This window comes from Streptomyces kanasensis (genome assembly GCF_043077165.1).
Taxonomy (GTDB): Bacteria; Actinomycetota; Actinomycetes; order Streptomycetales; family Streptomycetaceae; genus Streptomyces; species Streptomyces changanensis.
Genome location: NZ_JBIBSF010000006.1, coordinates 393,154 through 410,321 on the forward strand (window position 1 = coordinate 393,154; position 17,168 = coordinate 410,321).

Here is a 17,168-nt window from a genome sequence, read left to right on the forward strand (position 1 = left end):
TTCCGCGAATGAGCAGGCTGAATCTCGACGACTTCTCCGAACTGATCGAGCGTCCCGACAGCGGCGTCCGCCGGGACGCCGAGGAACGCCGGGAGCGGCTGGGCGTCCCACCCGGCGCGCTGGGCCGGCTCGACGAGCTCGGCGAGTGGCTGGCCGCCGCGCAGGGCGCCGTTCCGGTACGGGCGGTGGAGCGGCCGCGGGTGGTGCTGTTCGCCGCCGACCACGGCGTGGCGGAGCTCGACGTCTCCGGCCGGCCCGCCGGGACGGCGCACACGCTGGTGCGCGCCGTGCTGGACGGCTCCAGCCCCGTGGCCGTGCTGGCGCGGCGGGCCGGCGTGCCGGTGCGCGTGGTCGACGCGGGCCTGGACTGCGCCCCGGAGCTGCTGCCCGAGGAGGTCGTGCGGCACCGGGTGCGGCGCGGCAGCGGGCGGATCGACGTCGAGGACGCCCTCACGGTGGAGGAGGCCGAGCGGGCCGTGCGGCTCGGCATGGCCGTCGCCGACGAGGAGGCCGACGCGGGGACCGACCTGGTCGTCCTGGGCGACCTCAGCGTCGGCGGGACGACGGTCGCCGCCACCCTGATCGCCGCGCTGTGCGGCACGGACGCCTCGGTGGTGACCGGACGAGGCGGCGCCGGCATCGACGACCTCGCGTGGATGCGCAAGTGCGCCGCCGTCCGCGACGCGCTGCGCCGGGCGCGGCCGGTCCTGGGCGACCAGTTGGAGCTGCTGGCCGCGGTGGGCGGCGCGGACGTCGCGGCGATGACCGGCTTCCTGCTCCAGTCGGCGGTGCGGCGGACGCCGGTGATCCTGGACGGCGTGGTGTCGACGGCGTGTGCCCTGGTGGGCCAGCGGGCCGCGTTCCGGGCACCGGACTGGTGGCTCGCGGGCCAGGTCAGCGGGGAGCCGGCGCAGGCGAAGGCGCTGGACCGGATGGCGCTCAACCCCCTGCTGGACCACGGCGTCACTGTGGGGGAAGGAACCGGGGCGTTGCTCGCCCTCCCCCTCGTCCAGGCCGCCGCGGCGCTCGCGGCGGAGCTGCCGGTACGGCCTGACCAGCCCGCCGGGCCGGACGCGGGCCCGGAGGGCGGCTCGGACTGACGTCACGGGTGCGGCCGCCCCGCGGAGCGGGAAGGCCGCACCCGTGGCCGGCCGTGGAACGCGACGCCCCGCGACGGCGCACGTTTCACGGAGAGGCCCGGTGTGAGCACCGAACGACGAGGCCCGCGGCACACCGCCGGCGGGCGAGGGGGACGCCGCACGGGGCTCCGCGGCGACGGCTGCGCGGGGGGCGTGCGGTGAGACCGGCCCTGGAGGGGTTCGCCCGCCGGGAGTGGGGCGCGCTGTTCGGCACGGTACGGGCGGCCCTGCGCGACCGCGGCTGGCGGGCGGTGGCGCTCACGCTCGGCGCGGTGTGCCTGACGTCGCTGTTCCAGCTGGTGCAGAACCAGCCGTGGGGGTACGGTCCGGTGCAGGCCCTCGGCTCGGTGCGTGCCGAGGACCCCCTGTGGCAGGCGCTGCTGCGCACCCCGCTGTCACTCTTCGTGCCCGCGCTCGACCTGCCGGTGTGGGGGGCGCTCGCCCAGGTGCTGGTGGTGTTCGGCCTCGCGGAGGTCTGCCTGGGCCGGGCGCGCACGCTGCTCATCGCGTACACGGCGACGCTGGCGGGGACGACGTACGCGCGGGTGGGGATCGCGCTGGGGCCCGACGCCCCGCTGGGGCTCGGCCTGCCGGCGTCGGACGCCCGGGTCGTCGACACCGGCCCCTCGGCGGCCGTGGTGGGCCTCGCCGTCTTCGTGTGCTGGCGGTACCGCGCCCGGCTCACGGGCTGGCTGGTGATCGCCGCCATGGTGGTCGAGGTGGTCGTGAAGCCGAACCTGGCGGGCAAGGAGCACCTCGCGGCCATCGCGGTGGTCGTCGCCGGGTACGGGGTGGTGCTCCGGCGTCAGCGCCGGTCGCCGTCACCGGTCCACCGCCCGTCACCGCTCACCCGCCCGTCGCCCTCGTCGGTCCCCGGCCCGTCGCCGTCACCGGTCCCCGGCCCGTGGCCGTCGCGGGTCACGGACGGCAGGCGGTCGGGGAAGCCCGCCACCACGTCCTGGAACCTGCGGGCGAGCCGGACCCAGCGGCGGTCGTGACGGTAGGCCCGCAGCCCCGCCCTGGCCCGGGCGCGCGGCCGGTTGCGGTAGGCGCGCCGGGACCACGGCGAGCCGGGGCGGGCCAGCCGCAGGGCGCCGACGACGGCGACGAACGGCAGGAGCGTGCCGAGGACGGCCATGCGGAACTTGCCCTTGAGCAGGGCGACCGCCACGAACAGGACGTTCAGTCCCAGGGTGGCGAGCAGGTTCGCCCGGTCCTGCCGCTCCTCGGGGGTGAGCGCGTCCACGCCGAGCGGTGAGAAGCCGCCGAGGACGAGGCCGACGAGGGCGGCGGTGAGGACGACGGCCTCCACGCTCTTGCGGCCCTGCTCGGTCCAGTAGACGTCGTCGAGGTGCAGGATCAGGGCGAACTCGTCCAGGACGAGCCCGGCGCCGGCCCCGAACGCGACCGCGCAGACGAGGCCGGCCGCCGTGTGGCTGCCCGAGCCCAGCGCACCCAGCGCGCCGAAACCTCCCACCAGGGTGAGGACGACGCCCGGGACGACGTGGTGGATGTGCACCCCGCCGGTGGTGACGTTGCGGAAGGGTCCGCGGCCGGCCCGGATGAGCCGGGTGACGGTCCGGGTGATCAGGAAGGTCAGCACGAAGGACGCGAGCGCCACGAGGAGCGGGAGCTTGCCCGGCTCGACGACGTTGCGGGTGAACCAGTCCATGCCACCTCCGTCCGGTATGCACCGTCATGTGCAAGGTAGCGCCGGAGGGGGCGCGGCGGGGCGAGGCCGCGGCGACTAGTGTGCGCGCGGTGACCACCACCGACCCGCTCCCTCCCCTGCACGGTCTGCGCTTCGCCTTCGGCACGCTCACGGTGCTGCCCGCGCGCGTCGCGCGCTGGGACCGCGACGCCGCCCGCTCCGGGATGCTGTGCGCGCCCGTCGCCGGGCTCGTCGTCGGGGTGGGCGCGGCCGCCGCCGGCACCCTGCTCCTGCTGCTCGGCGCGGGTCCGCTGCTCGCCGCGGTCGCCTCCACGGCGGTACCGGCGCTGCTCACCCGGGGGCTGCACCTCGACGGGCTCGCCGACACGGCCGACGGGCTGGGCAGCGGCCGGCCCGCCGAGGACGCGCTGCGGATCATGAAGCGGTCGGACATCGGCCCGTTCGGCGTCGTCACCCTCCTGTTCGCGCTGCTCGCCCAGGTGGCGGCGCTCCACCAGCTGTACGCGGAGGGCTGGGCGCACGGTGCCGTCGCGGCCGTGCTGGCCGGCACGGTCGCCCGGGTCGCGCTCACCCTCGCCTCCCGCGCCACCGTCCCCGCGGCCCGCCCCGAGGGTCTGGGCGCGGTGGTCGCCGGGACCGTCCCGCCGCGTGCCGCGCTCGCCGCGGCGCTGCTCGCCGTGGCCGCCTGCGCGGCGGCCGGGACGGTGGCGGAGCCGTACGGCGCCGTGCGCCACGCCCTGGCCGCGCTGGTCGCCCTGGGGGCGGCGGAGGTGCTGCTGCGCCGCTGCGTCCGCCGCCTCGGCGGGGTGACGGGTGACGTCTTCGGCGCGGTGGCGGAGACGGCCGCGACGGCCGCGCTGGTGGCCCTCACCCTCGGCTGAGGCCCCGGCGGGCGGGCTCGCGCCCGGGCGTGCGGCGCCGGGCCTGCGGGCTCGCGGCGGGGCCTGCACGCGAGGGCGGTCAGCAGGCGCGGCGCCAGACCCCCAGGTCGTACTTCTTCAGCATCGAGCTCATCCCGGTCCGCTCGGCCGACGGGCAGAAGGCGCGGGTGGGCAGCTCGTACTCGACGTGGAAGACCGCCTTTCCCGCGTCGAGGAAGGGCGCGAGGGCGTCGCACTCGTCGTACTGGGCGCACTGCTCGTTGACGGCGAAGTCGAAGTACCGCACCAGCTGCGGGATCTGGTCCAGGTCGTTCTTCAACCCGACGGACAGGCCGCGCTGGTGGGCGAGGCGGGCGATGAGGCGGTTGTAGCGGAGCTGGTCGTCGGCGGTCAGCGGGAAACCGGTGTCGTTGTCGTAGCCGTCCATGTTGTCCGGTTCGACGGCGTCGAAGCCCTTGTCGCGGCACATGTCGATCCGCGCCGCCATCAGCGGTTCCAGCACGTCGGTGCGGCGGATGTCGAGCCAGCGCTCGCCCTCCCAGCCGTTGCCCTTGCCGAGCACGGCCTTCGGGAACTTCGCCGCGTCGGGGCGGAAGTCCTCCCAGGCGCCGGTGGACAGGTAGCAGATGACCTTGCGGCCGCGTGCGTGGAGGTCGGCGACGGCGGACGCGGGGTGGTCGAAGCCGTCGATGTCGTACACCGGCACGTCCACCCGCGGGTCGAGCCGGCCGCTGAGCTGCCACTGCCACGCCGCGCCCTGCCGGGGGCGCCACACGCCGCCCGTCGCCCCCGGGGTGGGGGCGGCGCTGGAGCGGGACGGCGGCTCGGGGTCGTCGTCGGGGGCGTCGGTGCACCCGGCGAGGAGGAGGGTCAGGGCGGCCGCGGCGACCAGGAGGAGGGGCGGGCGTCTCATCGGCGGTGCTCCAGTACGTGCGGGAGGGTTCCCCAGGGATGTGCCCCGTCACCGGGCACGGCGCACCCGACGGGCGCGGCGAGCCGGGCGTCCGGTGGCGCCGCGTACACGAGGTGGCAGTGGTGGTCGGCGACGGGCCGGTCGCGTGCGCCGGCCCGGTAGGTCTCCCACGGGCCTTCGAACGTGACCAGCAGGTCGGCGAGGGCGGCGTACGCCGGGTCGGGCGGGGTGCCGTGGTTGAGGACCAGCGTGGTGGCCCCGGCGGCGCGGGCCGCGACGGCGAGGCGCCGGTAGTGCGGGAGCGGCGCGGGGTCGGCGGCGACCTGGTCGAGGAAGGCACCGTCCGTGCCGTACCAGTCGCGGTGGTGCAGCAGGTCCCGTACGACGTCGGCGTGGGGGCGGTGGCCGTAGTCGGTGTCGGCGTAGCCGAGGACGCGCACGCCGGCGGCGCGCAACCGCGCGGCCACGTCCGCGAAGGCGGGGTCGGGGGCGGTGCCGGCGCCGCTGGCCGGGTTGAGGACGACGCCGTACAGCAGCGGGGCGGCGGCGATGAGGGCGTCCCATTCGGCCGGGCGGTCGGCGGGGTGTTCGTAGTACGGCACGAGGAGGTTCATGCGCGGGCCTCGGGGTGGTTCGGGACGGGCTGGTGGTCCTGGGGCGGGCGGGTGGCGGGAGCGGCGGTCGGTCGGCGCTCAGGGGGTGGGTCGGTCACGGGGGCGGGGGCGGTCACCGGGGGAGGCGGTCACCGGGGGGAGGCCCCGGTCGGGATCAGTGGCGGTGGGCGGTGGCGCGACCGAGGAGGATCCCGCAGAGCGCGGCCAGGACGAGCGCGGCGGCGCCCGCCACCGCCGCGCCCACGGCCCGCGGTTCGCCGGCCCCGGTGGCCAGCGCCGCGGTCTGGACGCCGGCCGCCGCCGCGCAGACGACGGCCGCGCCGAGGACGGCGCCGAACGACTGGAGCAGCAGCGCGGTCCACAGCACCGCACCGATGAGCAGCAGCGTCACCAGCCGTACGCCCCCGAGCTCCGGCGCGCCCGGTACGAGCGCCGTCCCGGCGGCGGCCAGGACCAGCAGCACCGTCAGGTACGCGGCGAGGCAGAGCACGAGGACCCCGCCCGCCGCACGGCGGAAGGCGGCCGGGCTGGTGGAGGCGCGCAGCCCCGCGAGGCTCTCGCCGCGGAAGCGGTACAGCAGCCACTCGGCGGGCCCCATGGACAGGGTCAGGGCGACGGCGGACGGCGCGGCCACCGCGGCGGACGGGCCGTACGCCAGGACGTCGCCGATCGCGGTGTACAGCACCAGCAGTCCGGTGCCGAGGCCGAACAGGCCGTACGGGAGGGAGGCGGCGAACCGGGGCGTCGCACGGCTCCCCACGCTCGCACCGGTACGGCTCCCGCCCCCGGGCCCGCCGGGCGCCGTCTCGGCGGCCAGGGCGCGGGCGGCCAGGGCGACGGCCGCGAGCAGCGACGCCAGGATCAGCGCGGACCGCGCCGCCGCCGGGAGTGCCGTGACCGGCACGGCGAGGGCGCCGACGGCGAGCGGCAGCAGGGCGCCGAACAGGGACCTCTCCCGGCCCAGGACGAGGAGCACCGTGGCGGCCGCCAGGTACAGGGCCTGCCCCGCGGCGAACACGACGGCGCCCCACTCGCCCGGCCGGGCCGCCGCCACGGCGACGAGGGCCCCCAGGAGCCCGCCGAGCGGGGCGCCCACGAGGAGCGTGCGGGCGGCCGCGGGCCGGTCGCCGAGGCCGAGCCAGGCGTACGCGCGGTGCGAGAGCGCCTGGTTCCACACCCATCCGGTGACGGCGCCCGCGAGCAGCGGCACCGTGCCGGCGGGCAGTCCCAGGGCGCCGGGCGGGCCGGCGAGCAGGGGTGCGCCCAGGACGTAGGCCAGGCCGGGCAGGGCGAAGACCAGGCCGCGCAGGACGCAGTCCCCCAGGCGGTGCCCGGGGGTCCCCCCGGCGGAGCCGGGGCCGGTGGGCGTCCCGGCCGGTTCGGGGTGGCGGCGCTCCACGCGGGCGTAGAGGTCCTCGGCGAGGGCGAAGGAGTCCTCGCGGCCGTAGGTGAGCCGTATGTGGTCGTCCGTCATCCCGTCGGACTCCAGGATGGCCGCTATCTCGTCCGGGTGGACCGCCTGCGCTATCAGGTCCTCCAGCCGGGTGGTCAGCTCGTCGAGGGGGTCGGCGGCGGCCCAGGCGGGGCGCTGCCGGGGGGCGCGCGGTATGCGCGGCAGGGTGTCGACGGGCGCGCCGGGGCCGGCGGCGCCGGGCGGGGTGAGCCAGAGGGAGCCGCTCATCAGACCGTCCCCTCGGTGGCGAGCTCCCGGTACCAGGGGTCGGTGATACGGAGTTGGAGCGTCCAGTCGCCGGACTCGACGGTGGCGGGCTCGGGTTCGGGGAAGCCGGCCAGCTCGCGGTAGATGCGCCGGAACCGGTCGACGGAGCGGCGCAGGGTGAACCGGTCGACGACCCGCTGCCGGGCGCGGCGGCCCAGTTCGGCGCGGCGCGCGTCGTCGCGCAGGAGGGTGAGGACGGCCTCGGCCATGACGGCGGGTTCGCGGGGCGGGACGACGAGGCCGGTGTCCCCCACCGCCTCGCGCACGCCGCCGACGTCGGTGGAGACGGTGGCACGGCCGCAGGACATGGCCTCGATGAGGGAGAAGGGGAAGCCCTCGCTGATGGAGGAGAGCATCACGACGGTGCCGGCGGCGTAGGCGCCGGCGACGTCCTCGACGCGGCCCTCGTAACTGACGCCGTCGCCCACGCCGAGTTCGGCGGCGAGCTTCTCCAGGCGGGTGCGGTAGTCCTCGTTGCCGGCGGGGACGGGACCGAAGAGGCGCAGGCGCAGGGCGGGGACCTCGGCGCGGGCGATGGCGTAGGCCCGGACGAGCGTCTCCAGGTCCTTGATGGGGTCGATCCGGCCGCACCAGCTGAGGGTGGGGGTCCGCGGCTCGGGTCCGGCGAGCGGGAACGCGTGCGGGTCCACTCCGTTGTAGACGGTGCGGATGCGGTCGGCGGGGGCACCGCCGCGCTCCTCCCAGCGCCGGTTGTACCGGTTGCAGGGGGTGATGAGGTCGGCCTTGCGGTACCCGAGGCAGTTCAGCTCGCGGTAGAAGCCGAGCACGAGGGCCTTGACGGGCCAGCGCTGGGCCTCGGTGCGGTAGCCGAGGTACCGCTCGCGCAGGTAGATGCCGTGCTCGGTGAGGAGGAACGGTACGCCGTCGAGGTGCTGGGCGACGAGGGCGGGGAGGGTGGCGAGGCCGCTGGAGACCGCGTGGGCGACGCAGTCGTCGGGTATCCGGGCGCCGAGCGGGCGCAGCGCGTGCTCCAGCAGGTCGGTGGCGGTCAGGGCGTCGTGGACGGTGGGCCGGGCCGCCGCGGTGTCCAGGTGCGGCATGGTCCAGATCCATATCAGGGAACGCAGGGCGGCCTCGGAGCGCAGGGCCGCCGAGAGCCGTCCGCGGCGGGCCAGCTCGGCGAGGCCGAAGAGGCCCTCGGCGAAGTGGCTGCGGGGCGCCGCCGGGTCGAGGATGGCGAGCAGGAACCGCTCGTAGGTGTCGACGAAGCGCCGTCGCTCCCGGCCCAGGAGGGGCCGGGAGCGGCCGGGGGCCGGTCCCCACAGGGGGAAGGAGGTGTGCCGGTGGACGTTGGGCGGCAGCTGCCAGGTGACGGGTTCGCGGCCGCTGCCCGTGAGGGCGAGGACCTGGAAGTCGACCTCGGGCATGCCGCGGACGAGCTGGTCGCACCAGGTGCTCACGCCGCCGTGGACGTGCGGGTAGGTGCCTTCGGTGAGCAGGGTGACGTGACGGCCGCTGCTGGGCATGGTGTTCCCCCGGTGTGGACGGTCCGGCCGGTGCGGAGGGTCCCGTCCGGTGTGGTCAGGTGGTCGTCGGCAGCGTGAGGGTGAGGGCGGTCTGCAACGTGCCGGGAGTCTCCCAGGCGGAGCGGGCGCCCGCGTAGGGGGCACCGAAGGCGCTCGAACCGAGCAGGGCGCGCTTGCGCGTGCCCTCGGGAGCCGTCACGGGGACGGCCACGCCGGTCGGCGCCTGCACGGTCACGGTACCGCCGACGCGGTACGCGGTGACCCGGCCCCCGGCGAGCGCCCGGTCCCAGGCGGCGCGGCGCGCCAGCTCCACGCCGACGTCGCGGTGGCGGGGCGTGACGAGGGGGGTGTTGTCGGCGAAGAGGGCCCGGTAGTCGGCGAGGACCCGGTCGAGGACGGGGTAGAGGAGGCGCTCCTCGGCGAGGTTGGACTGGTGGACGTAGTGCGGCCGGGGGTCACCGGCCAGGACGTGGCGCAGCGCGGTGCGGGCCTCCTGCGGGACGATGTGCTCCGCGTACCCGGTGGCCGGGTCGAGGGGGGCGTCGAGGCAGGTGGAGGCGGGGTTCGTCTCGCAGACGCCGCTGCCGCCGTCGGAGCGACGGGTGTAGATCCAGTTGTACTCGTCGGTCATCTCGGCGGCGGTGCCGACGTTGTAGTACACGTTCATGGGGTGGCGCGGCACGGTGAGGGCGGTGCCGACGGGACGCTGCGCGGGCTCGCGGGAGTTGTCGGAGGCGATCCACTTCACGCCGGTGTCGGCGAGCGCCCCGGCGAGGTTCGGGTTGTCCCGGGGCTGCTGGGGCAGGGTGGCGAGGCCGGAGTGCTCGCCGGTGACGAGCTCCGTCCGGTCGACGGGCAGCCCCTTGGCGACGGCCCAGGCGTGGTTGTCGCGGATCTGGGCGGCGATCTCGGCCCGGCTCACCCAGCGGGTGGCGCCGGTGGCGTCGGTGGCGCACCGCCAGGGCACGGTGGAGGTGTCCTGCACGCACCCGAGGAAGGGGTGGGTGTAGGTGTGGTTGACCCAGCGGTGGCGGGCGCGGTCGGCGAGGAGCTGGTCGGTGAGCGGGTCGCCGCCGTGGGCCGCCTTCCACTCCTCGCCGGCGCCGGCGTTGTACACCATGTCGAGGGTGAGGCCCGAGGTGCGCTGCCACGCGGCGGCGTACCGGGCGTCGTCGGCCGTCATGCGGATGGTCGAGGCGTCCTCGCCGTCCCCGCCGGGGCAGTCGAAGTCGCCGGGGGTGCAGTTGCGTTCGGTGTTCCAGCGGGAGTCGGGGGCGAAGACGTCGTCGACGTGGACGGCGAAGTGGTAGCGGCTGAGGCCGAGGTGGACCCCGTCGGTGAGCCATTCGACGATGCCCCGGGCGACCGCGCGGAACTGCCGCTGGTGCTCGTTGTAGGCGAAGGTGACGACCAGGTCGCGGTGGCCGTCGCGGACGTACTCGCCGATGAGGCTGGCGCGGCCGCCGCCGGCGACGGGCACGTCGAGGAGGCTGGTGTACCCCTCGCGGGGCCGGCCGGCGTAGCCGTGGCTCTCGGGGACGGCCGGGTCGTTGTCCTCGAAGACGACGGGCCCGTCCAGGTAGCGGAAGGGGCCCGTGCGGCCGGCCGCGGTCACCGCGGCGGCCGTGCCGTCGAGGGTACCGGCGTAGCCGCCCTGGTCGGTGTGGTCGAGGCCGACGCCGGGGTGGGCCCAGGTGTACGCGTCGACCTGCGGGATGGCGTAGGCGCGCCGGTAGTCGGCGAGGGCGGCCCGCTCGGCGGCGCCGAGGCCGGCGGGGGCCTCGTTCGGCAGGATCACGCCCTGGAAGCGGGCCCGGGGCCGGCCGGTGGCGGGGTCGCGGGGGTCGGCGAGGAACGCCGCGTCGATGACGGGCCGTCCGGGGTCGTCCAGCACGATCCGCCGGTGGGGGACGCCGGAGGCGCGCAGTTCGGATGTGAGGGCCGCGACGCCGCCGCCGCCGTCGTCGACGACGAGGACGGTGAGGTCCACGCGGGGGGCGACGGCGGTGGCCGCGCCGGCCGGCGCGGCCGGCGGGAGGGTGGTGAGCAGGGCCGCGGCGAGCAGCGCGCCGGCCGTCGCGCGGGCCCGGACTCGGTGGTGGCGCATGGGATTTCCCCCCTGACGGGTGCTCCCGCGCGACGTGCCCGCACCGGGAGGATCTGTGGAGATGATGCAAACGGGTACGTGGTCGCCTTGCACGAATGCCGGGAGTGTGACGCAGATCTCATGTGGTGATCCGCAAAACATGGAGGAGACACCTCGAACGAGTGAACTCCCGCCCTCGTGAGCGAAAACCACGTGCGCGCGTAGGCTCGTGCGTGACGCTCCAACGGGCCGAACTACCATGCGGCGGGCACGGTCGGCCCACCCCTCGACCGCGAAAGAACTCAACGGAAGCGAGATTTCACCACCGTGACTGCTCTCACTCTCAGCACCGCCGGTGCCGCGACGCTGCGCGTCGACGCCCTCGTGGTCGGTGTCGCCAAGCCCGCGGACGGCGGCAAGGGGCTCGTCGCCGCGCCGGGCGCCGAGGCCGTCGACGCGGCGTTCGACGGAAAGCTCGCCGCCGTCCTGGAGACCCTCGGCGCCTCGGGTGCCGAGGGAGAGGTGACCAAGGTGCCGACGTCCGGCGGCCTGAAGGCACCCCTCGTCCTCGCGGTCGGCCTCGGCCGGGCCCCCTCGAAGGAGGAGGCGTACGGCACCGAGGCCCTGCGCCGCGCCGCCGGTGCGGCCGCCCGCGCCCTGACCGGCACGAAGAAGGCCGCCTTCGCCCTGCCCGTCGAGGCGGTCGAGGACGCGGAGGCCGTCGCCGAGGGCGCGCTCCTCGGCGCGTACGCCTTCACCGCCTACCAGGAGCAGGGCGAGGACGCCCGCCGCCCGCTCGCCGAGGTCGTCCTGCTCGGCGGGAAGCCCCGCGACAAGGCGTACAAGGCGGCCGCCGAGCGCGCGTTGGCCGTGGCCGAGGAGGTCAACCGCGCCCGCGACCTCGTCAACACCCCGCCCAACGACCTCACCCCCGAGGCGTTCGCCGCCGTCGCCACCGCGGCCGGCAAGGAGAACGGCGTCAAGGTCCAGGTCCTCGACGAGAAGGCCCTCGCCAAGGGCGGCTACGGCGGCATCCTCGGCGTCGGCGCCGGCTCGCAGAACCCGCCGCGCCTGGTGAGGCTCGCCTACACCCACCCGAAGGCGGAGAAGACCCTCGCCCTGGTCGGCAAGGGCATCACCTACGACTCGGGCGGCATCTCCCTGAAGCCGGCCGGCCACAACGAGACCATGAAGTGCGACATGGCCGGCGCCGCCGCCGTCTTCGCCGCGGTCGTCTCCGTCGCCCGCCTCGGCCTGCCGGTCAACGTCACCGGCTGGCTCGCGCTCGCCGAGAACATGCCCTCCGGCTCCGCCACCCGCCCGGGTGACGTGCTGCGCATGTACAGCGGCAAGACCGTCGAGGTGCTCAACACCGACGCGGAGGGCCGCCTGGTCCTCGCGGACGCCCTCACCCGCGCCTCGGAGGAGGAGCCGGACGCGATCGTGGACGTGGCGACGCTGACCGGCGCGATGGTGCTGGCGCTCGGCAACCGCACGTTCGGGATCATGGCCAACGACGACGCGTTCCGCACCGCCATCCACGAGATCGCGGAGGAGGCCGGCGAGCAGTCCTGGCCGATGCCGCTCCCGGCGGAGCTGCGCAAGGGCATGGACTCCCCCACCGCCGACATCGCCAACATGGGCGAGCGCATGGGCGGCGGCCTCGTGGCCGGCCTGTTCCTGAAGGAGTTCGTCGGCGAGGGCATCACCTGGGCGCACCTGGACATCGCCGGCCCGGCGTTCAACGAGTCCGGCCCCTACGGCTACACCCCCAAGGGCGGCACCGGCTCGGCCGTGCGGACCCTGGTGCGGCTGGCCGAGCGCACCGCCGCGGGCGACCTGGGCTGACGCCGGGTCCCGGGGAGGGCCGCCGGGCCGCGAGGGCCGGCGGTACGGGACCACGGAACCGGCCGCCCGCGGGCGGTCGCCGCGCACGGCCCCGGACGTCACCCGTCCGGGGCCGTCGCCGTTCCCGTTCGCCCACGACGAAATCCGCACGCGCGTACGCGGTGGCGACCTCCGCTCCCGGACGCCCGGCCGGTCCCGGGAACCGGCCCCGCGTCCCGCACGTCCGCGACAAGTGCGAAGATGGGTTCCCGGCAGGACAGGGCCCCCACCACAGGGCCGAAAAAACAGCGGCCGCACACCAGCCGACCGACCGGTCATCCCCGCCGAGGGGACACGGTTCCGGCGACCGGCGCACATGCATGGAGGACGTGACGTGGCGAACGACGCCAGCACCGTTTTCGACCTAGTGATCCTCGGCGGTGGCAGTGGCGGTTACGCCGCGGCCCTGCGGGGTGCGCAGCTGGGCCTGGACGTCGCACTGATCGAGAAGAACAAGCTCGGCGGCACCTGCCTGCACAACGGCTGCATCCCCACCAAGGCCCTGCTCCACGCCGGCGAGATCGCCGACCAGGCCCGCGAGGCGGACCAGTTCGGTGTGAAGGCCTCCTTCGAGGGCATCGACATCAAGGGCGTCCACAAGTACAAGGACGACGTGATCGCCGGCCTGTACAAGGGCCTGCAGGGCCTGGTCGCCTCCCGCAAGGTGACCTACATCGAGGGCGAGGGCCGCCTCTCCTCCCCGACCTCGGTGGACGTGAACGGCCGGCGCGTCGAGGGCCGCCACGTGCTGCTGGCGACCGGCTCCGTGCCGAAGTCGCTGCCGGGCCTGGAGATCGACGGCAACCGCATCCTCTCCTCGGACCACGCGCTGACCCTCGACCGGGTCCCCGAGTCCGCCATCATCCTGGGCGGCGGCGTCATCGGCGTCGAGTTCGCCTCGGCGTGGAAGTCCTTCGGCGCCGACGTCACGATCATCGAGGGCCTCAAGCACCTGGTCCCGGTCGAGGACGAGAACAGCTCCAAGCTGCTGGAGCGCGCCTTCCGCAAGCGCGGCATCAAGTTCAACCTGGGCACCTTCTTCCAGAGCGCCGACTACACCGACGCCGGAGTCAAGGTCACCCTCGCGGACGGCAAGACCTTCGAGGCCGAGGTGCTGCTCGTCGCGATCGGCCGCGGCCCGGTCTCGCAGGGCCTGGGCTACGAGGAGCAGGGCGTCGCCATGGACCGCGGTCACGTCCTGGTCGACGAGTACATGCGCACCAACGTGCCGACGATCTCGGCCGTGGGCGACCTCGTCCCCACCCTGCAGCTGGCGCACGTCGGTTTCGCCGAGGGCATCCTGGTGGCGGAGCGCCTGGCCGGTCTGAAGCCGGTCCCGATCGACTACGACGGTGTGCCCCGGGTGACGTACTGCCACCCCGAGGTCGCCTCCGTGGGCATCACCGAGGCGAAGGCCAAGGAGCTGTACGGCGCGGACAAGGTCGTCGCCCTGAAGTACAACCTCGCCGGCAACGGCAAGAGCAAGATCCTCAAGACCGCGGGCGAGATCAAGCTCGTGCAGGTCAAGGACGGTGCGGTGGTCGGCGTCCACATGGTCGGCGACCGCATGGGCGAGCAGGTCGGCGAGGCCCAGCTGATCTACAACTGGGAGGCGCTGCCGGCCGAGGTCGCCCAGCTCGTCCACGCCCACCCGACGCAGAACGAGGCGCTCGGCGAGGCCCACCTGGCCCTGGCCGGCAAGCCCCTCCACTCCCACGACTGACGCACCAGTCACCGGGCGCGACCACACACCGCACAAGTTCGTTAGGAGCAAGTGAAACCATGCCGGTTTCCGTAACCCTGCCGGCGCTCGGCGAGAGCGTCACCGAGGGCACCGTCACCCGTTGGCTGAAGGCCGAGGGTGAGCGCGTCGAGGCCGACGAGCCGCTGCTCGAGGTCTCCACCGACAAGGTCGACACCGAGATCCCCGCCCCCGCTTCCGGCGTCCTGTCGTCCATCAAGGTCGCCGAGGACGAGACCGTCGAGGTCGGCGCCGAGCTGGCCGTCATCGACGACGGCTCGGGCGCCCCCGCCCAGGCCGAGGCACCCGCCGAGGCGCCGGCCGCCGCTCCCGCCCAGGAGTCCGCACCGGAGCCCGCCCCGGCCCCGGCCGAGGCCCCGGCCGCCCCCGCCCAGGCGGAGGAGGCCCCCGCCGCCCCCGCGCAGGCCGAGGCGCCCGCCGCCCCGGCCGGTGGCGCGCAGGGCACCGAGGTCGTCCTGCCCGCGCTGGGCGAGTCGGTGACCGAGGGCACCGTGACGCGCTGGCTGAAGCAGGTCGGCGAGTCGGTCGAGGCCGACGAGCCGCTGCTGGAGGTCTCCACCGACAAGGTCGACACGGAGATCCCCGCCCCGACGTCCGGCGTGCTGCTGGAGATCGTCGTGGGTGAGGACGAGACGGCCGAGGTCGGCGCCAAGCTGGGCGTCATCGGTGAGGCCGGTGCCGCTCCGGCCGCCGAGCCCGCCCCGGCCGCTCCCGCCCCGGCCGCCGAGCCCGAGCCCGCGCCCCAGGCTCCGGCCGCCCCGGCCCAGCCCGCTCCGGCCCCGGCCCCGGCCCCGGCCCCGGCCGCCCCGGCCCCGGCTCCGGCTCCGGCTCCGGCCGCCCAGGCTCCGGCTCCGGCCCCTGCCGCCCCGGCCCAGCCCGCCCCCGCGCAGGCCGCCCCGGCGCAGCCGGCCCCGGCGCAGGCCGCTCCGGCCCCGTCCGCTCCCGCCGCCCAGGCGACGGACGAGGGCGCGTACGTGACCCCGCTGGTCCGCAAGCTCGCCTCCGAGCACGGGGTCGACCTCGGCTCGGTCAAGGGCACCGGTGTCGGCGGCCGCATCCGCAAGCAGGACGTCATCGCCGCCGCCGAGGCCGCGAAGGCCCCGGCCGCCCCGGCCCAGGCCGCCGCGCCCGCCGCCAAGGCCCCGGCCCTGGAGGCGTCCCCGCTGCGCGGTCAGACGGTCAAGATGACCCGCATGCGCAAGGTCATCGGCGACAACATGATGAAGGCCCTGCACGGCCAGGCGCAGCTGTCCTCGGTCGTCGAGGTCGACATCACCAAGCTGATGCGGCTGCGGAACCGCGCGAAGGACGCCTTCGCCGCCCGCGAGGGCGTCAAGCTCTCCCCGATGCCGTTCTTCGTCAAGGCGGCGGCCCAGGCGCTGAAGGCCCACCCGGTCATCAACGCCCGGATCAACGACGACGAGGGCACCATCACGTACTTCGACTCGGAGAACATCGGCATCGCCGTGGACTCCGAGAAGGGTCTGATGACGCCGGTCATCAAGGGCGCCGGCGACCTGAACATCGCGGGTGTCGCCAAGGCCACGGCCGACCTGGCCGGCAAGGTCCGCGCCGGCAAGATCACCCCGGACGAGCTGGCCGGCGCGAGCTTCACCATCAGCAACACCGGCTCGCGCGGTGCGCTGTTCGACACCATCATCGTCCCGCCGAACCAGGTCGCCATCCTGGGCATCGGCGCCACGGTGAAGCGCCCGGTCGTCGTGGACCACCCGGAGCTCGGCGAGACGATCGCCGTGCGCCACATGACGTACCTGACGCTCTCCTACGACCACCGCCTGGTGGACGGTGCCGACGCGGCCCGCTACCTGACGGCCGTCAAGGCGATCCTGGAGGCCGGCGAGTTCGAGGTCGACCTCGGCCTGTGAGCCCCCTCGGCTGACACCCGTCCAACACGGCGCCCCCGCCCGGCAGTTGCCGGCGCGGGGGCGCCGTCGTCGTCCCGGCGGGGCACGGGCGGAATAATGGCCGCGATGGCGTCGACCGCCGCGGCAGCGAAGGAGCCCCCTCCATGACCACCCCGCCCCCCGTCGTGCACTCGCTGCGCGAACAGATCCGCGAGCACATCGTGGAGGGGATCGTCAGCGGCCGGTGGAAGCCGGGCGAGCGGATCGTGGAGCGCCGCATCGCGACGGAGCTCCAGGTCAGCCAGACCCCGGTGCGCGAGGCGCTGCGGGAGCTGGAGAGCCTGCGGCTGATCGAGTCGGCGCCGAACAAGGGCGTGCGCGTACGCAACCTCACGGCCGCCGACCTGGAGGAGTCCTACCCGGTGCGGGCGGGCCTGGAGCAGATCGCCGCGGAGCTGGCGGCGGAGCGCCTGGCGGCGGACTGCTCGGCGCTGGAGCCGCACGTGGCGGCGCTGTACGAGGCGGACGCGCACGGCGACGGGACGGCGCAGGTGCGGCACACGGTCGCCTTCCACCGCGAGCTCGTCCGCGCCGCGCACAACGCCGTCCTGCTGCACACCTGGGAGGGGCTGGGGATCGAGGTCTTCACGGCCCTGTCGATCCGCTGGCTCGGCACGGTGCAGAAGGAGTACGCGCAGGAGCACCAGGACCTCGTGGCGGCCTTCCGCCGCCGGGACCCGGAAATCGGGAGGCTGGTCAAGGCCCACGTCCTGGGCTGCGCCCCCCGGGCGTAGCCGGGGCGCCGGCTCCCCCCGCCCCCCCAGGGCCCCGCAGCCCCGCGTGACCCGATCGGGCCGGGAGATCCGCCGGGGAGCCCCCGGCGGGCCACACGGGCCCCACACCGGCCCGCGCACGGCCTCCCCGGGCCCCGGGCGCCCGCGCCCGCCCCTCACGTCACACACGGCCCGCAGGCGGCTCCACCACCCACGGCTCCCGTCGGCCCGGCCCACCCCATCAGCCCGGAGGAGCCGCCGCTCCCGCCGCCCCGGGGATCGGCCGCACCCCCCGCGGCGCGCGCAGCACCCCCGCCACCCGGCGCCGCCCGACAGCCGTGCCGCCCGGCGCCGCCGCCCGGCAGCCGG

12 protein-coding genes are annotated in these 17,168 nt (G+C 75.6%); 6 read left to right on the forward strand and 6 right to left on the reverse strand.

The window, feature by feature from the left end:
* Window positions 1-8: 8 nt before the first annotated feature.
* Window positions 9-1,100, forward strand: coding sequence for a nicotinate-nucleotide--dimethylbenzimidazole phosphoribosyltransferase (cobT, locus tag ACF053_RS18020; protein ID WP_391954787.1), 1,092 nt, complete (start codon window positions 9-11; stop codon window positions 1,098-1,100).
* Window positions 1,101-1,944: 844 nt separating this feature from the next.
* Here cobT and ACF053_RS18025 read toward each other — a convergent pair.
* Window positions 1,945-2,811 (reverse strand): hypothetical protein, encoded by an 867-nt coding sequence (locus tag ACF053_RS18025; RefSeq protein WP_391954788.1) that lies wholly within the window; start codon window positions 2,809-2,811, stop codon window positions 1,945-1,947.
* Window positions 2,812-2,891: 80 nt separating this feature from the next.
* On the opposite strand from ACF053_RS18025, the gene ACF053_RS18030 reads away from it, so the two are divergent.
* Window positions 2,892-3,692: an adenosylcobinamide-GDP ribazoletransferase gene (locus ACF053_RS18030; protein ID WP_391954850.1), complete on the forward strand. Its 801-nt coding sequence runs from the start codon at window positions 2,892-2,894 to the stop codon at window positions 3,690-3,692.
* A 79-nt stretch (window positions 3,693-3,771) separates the two neighbouring features.
* Here the strand turns inward: ACF053_RS18030 and ACF053_RS18035 are convergent, their stop codons facing one another.
* The 5 genes from ACF053_RS18035 to ACF053_RS18055 all read right to left on the reverse strand — a co-directional run bounded on the left by ACF053_RS18035 (window position 3,772) and on the right by ACF053_RS18055 (window position 10,533).
* Window positions 3,772-4,605 (reverse strand): endo alpha-1,4 polygalactosaminidase, encoded by an 834-nt coding sequence (locus tag ACF053_RS18035; protein WP_391954789.1) that lies wholly within the window; start codon window positions 4,603-4,605, stop codon window positions 3,772-3,774.
* Entirely contained in the window at window positions 4,602-5,219 is a 618-nt protein-coding gene (locus ACF053_RS18040; RefSeq protein ID WP_391954790.1) for a spherulation-specific family 4 protein, read from the reverse strand. The genes ACF053_RS18035 and ACF053_RS18040 overlap by 4 nt, the downstream gene beginning before the upstream one ends.
* 154 nt (window positions 5,220-5,373) lie before the next feature.
* Window positions 5,374-6,900 (reverse strand): hypothetical protein, encoded by a 1,527-nt coding sequence (locus ACF053_RS18045; protein ID WP_391954791.1) that lies wholly within the window; start codon window positions 6,898-6,900, stop codon window positions 5,374-5,376.
* Entirely contained in the window at window positions 6,900-8,426 is a 1,527-nt protein-coding gene (gene pelF, locus ACF053_RS18050; protein ID WP_391954792.1) for a GT4 family glycosyltransferase PelF, read from the reverse strand. Before pelF ends, ACF053_RS18045 begins: the two co-directional genes overlap by 1 nt.
* A gap of 55 nt (window positions 8,427-8,481) precedes the next feature.
* Window positions 8,482-10,533, reverse strand: coding sequence for a hypothetical protein (locus tag ACF053_RS18055; RefSeq protein ID WP_391954793.1), 2,052 nt, complete (start codon window positions 10,531-10,533; stop codon window positions 8,482-8,484).
* A 306-nt stretch (window positions 10,534-10,839) separates the two neighbouring features.
* On the opposite strand from ACF053_RS18055, the gene ACF053_RS18060 reads away from it, so the two are divergent.
* From ACF053_RS18060 to ACF053_RS18075, 4 genes are all read left to right on the forward strand, one after another.
* A complete protein-coding gene (locus ACF053_RS18060) occupies window positions 10,840-12,360 on the forward strand; it encodes a leucyl aminopeptidase (protein WP_391954794.1) in 1,521 nt (506 codons plus the stop codon).
* 373 nt (window positions 12,361-12,733) lie between these two features.
* Window positions 12,734-14,122, forward strand: a complete 1,389-nt coding sequence (gene lpdA / locus ACF053_RS18065; RefSeq protein WP_391954795.1) for a dihydrolipoyl dehydrogenase — start codon at window positions 12,734-12,736, stop codon at window positions 14,120-14,122.
* 59 nt (window positions 14,123-14,181) lie between these two features.
* Window positions 14,182-16,047: a 2-oxoglutarate dehydrogenase, E2 component, dihydrolipoamide succinyltransferase gene (gene sucB, locus ACF053_RS18070; RefSeq protein ID WP_391954796.1), complete on the forward strand. Its 1,866-nt coding sequence runs from the start codon at window positions 14,182-14,184 to the stop codon at window positions 16,045-16,047.
* Window positions 16,048-16,190: 143 nt separating this feature from the next.
* The gene (locus tag ACF053_RS18075) at window positions 16,191-16,820 is read left to right on the forward strand and encodes a GntR family transcriptional regulator (RefSeq protein WP_391954797.1); all 630 of its coding nucleotides are present in this window, start codon (window positions 16,191-16,193) and stop codon (window positions 16,818-16,820) included.
* Window positions 16,821-17,168: the final 348 nt, after the last annotated feature.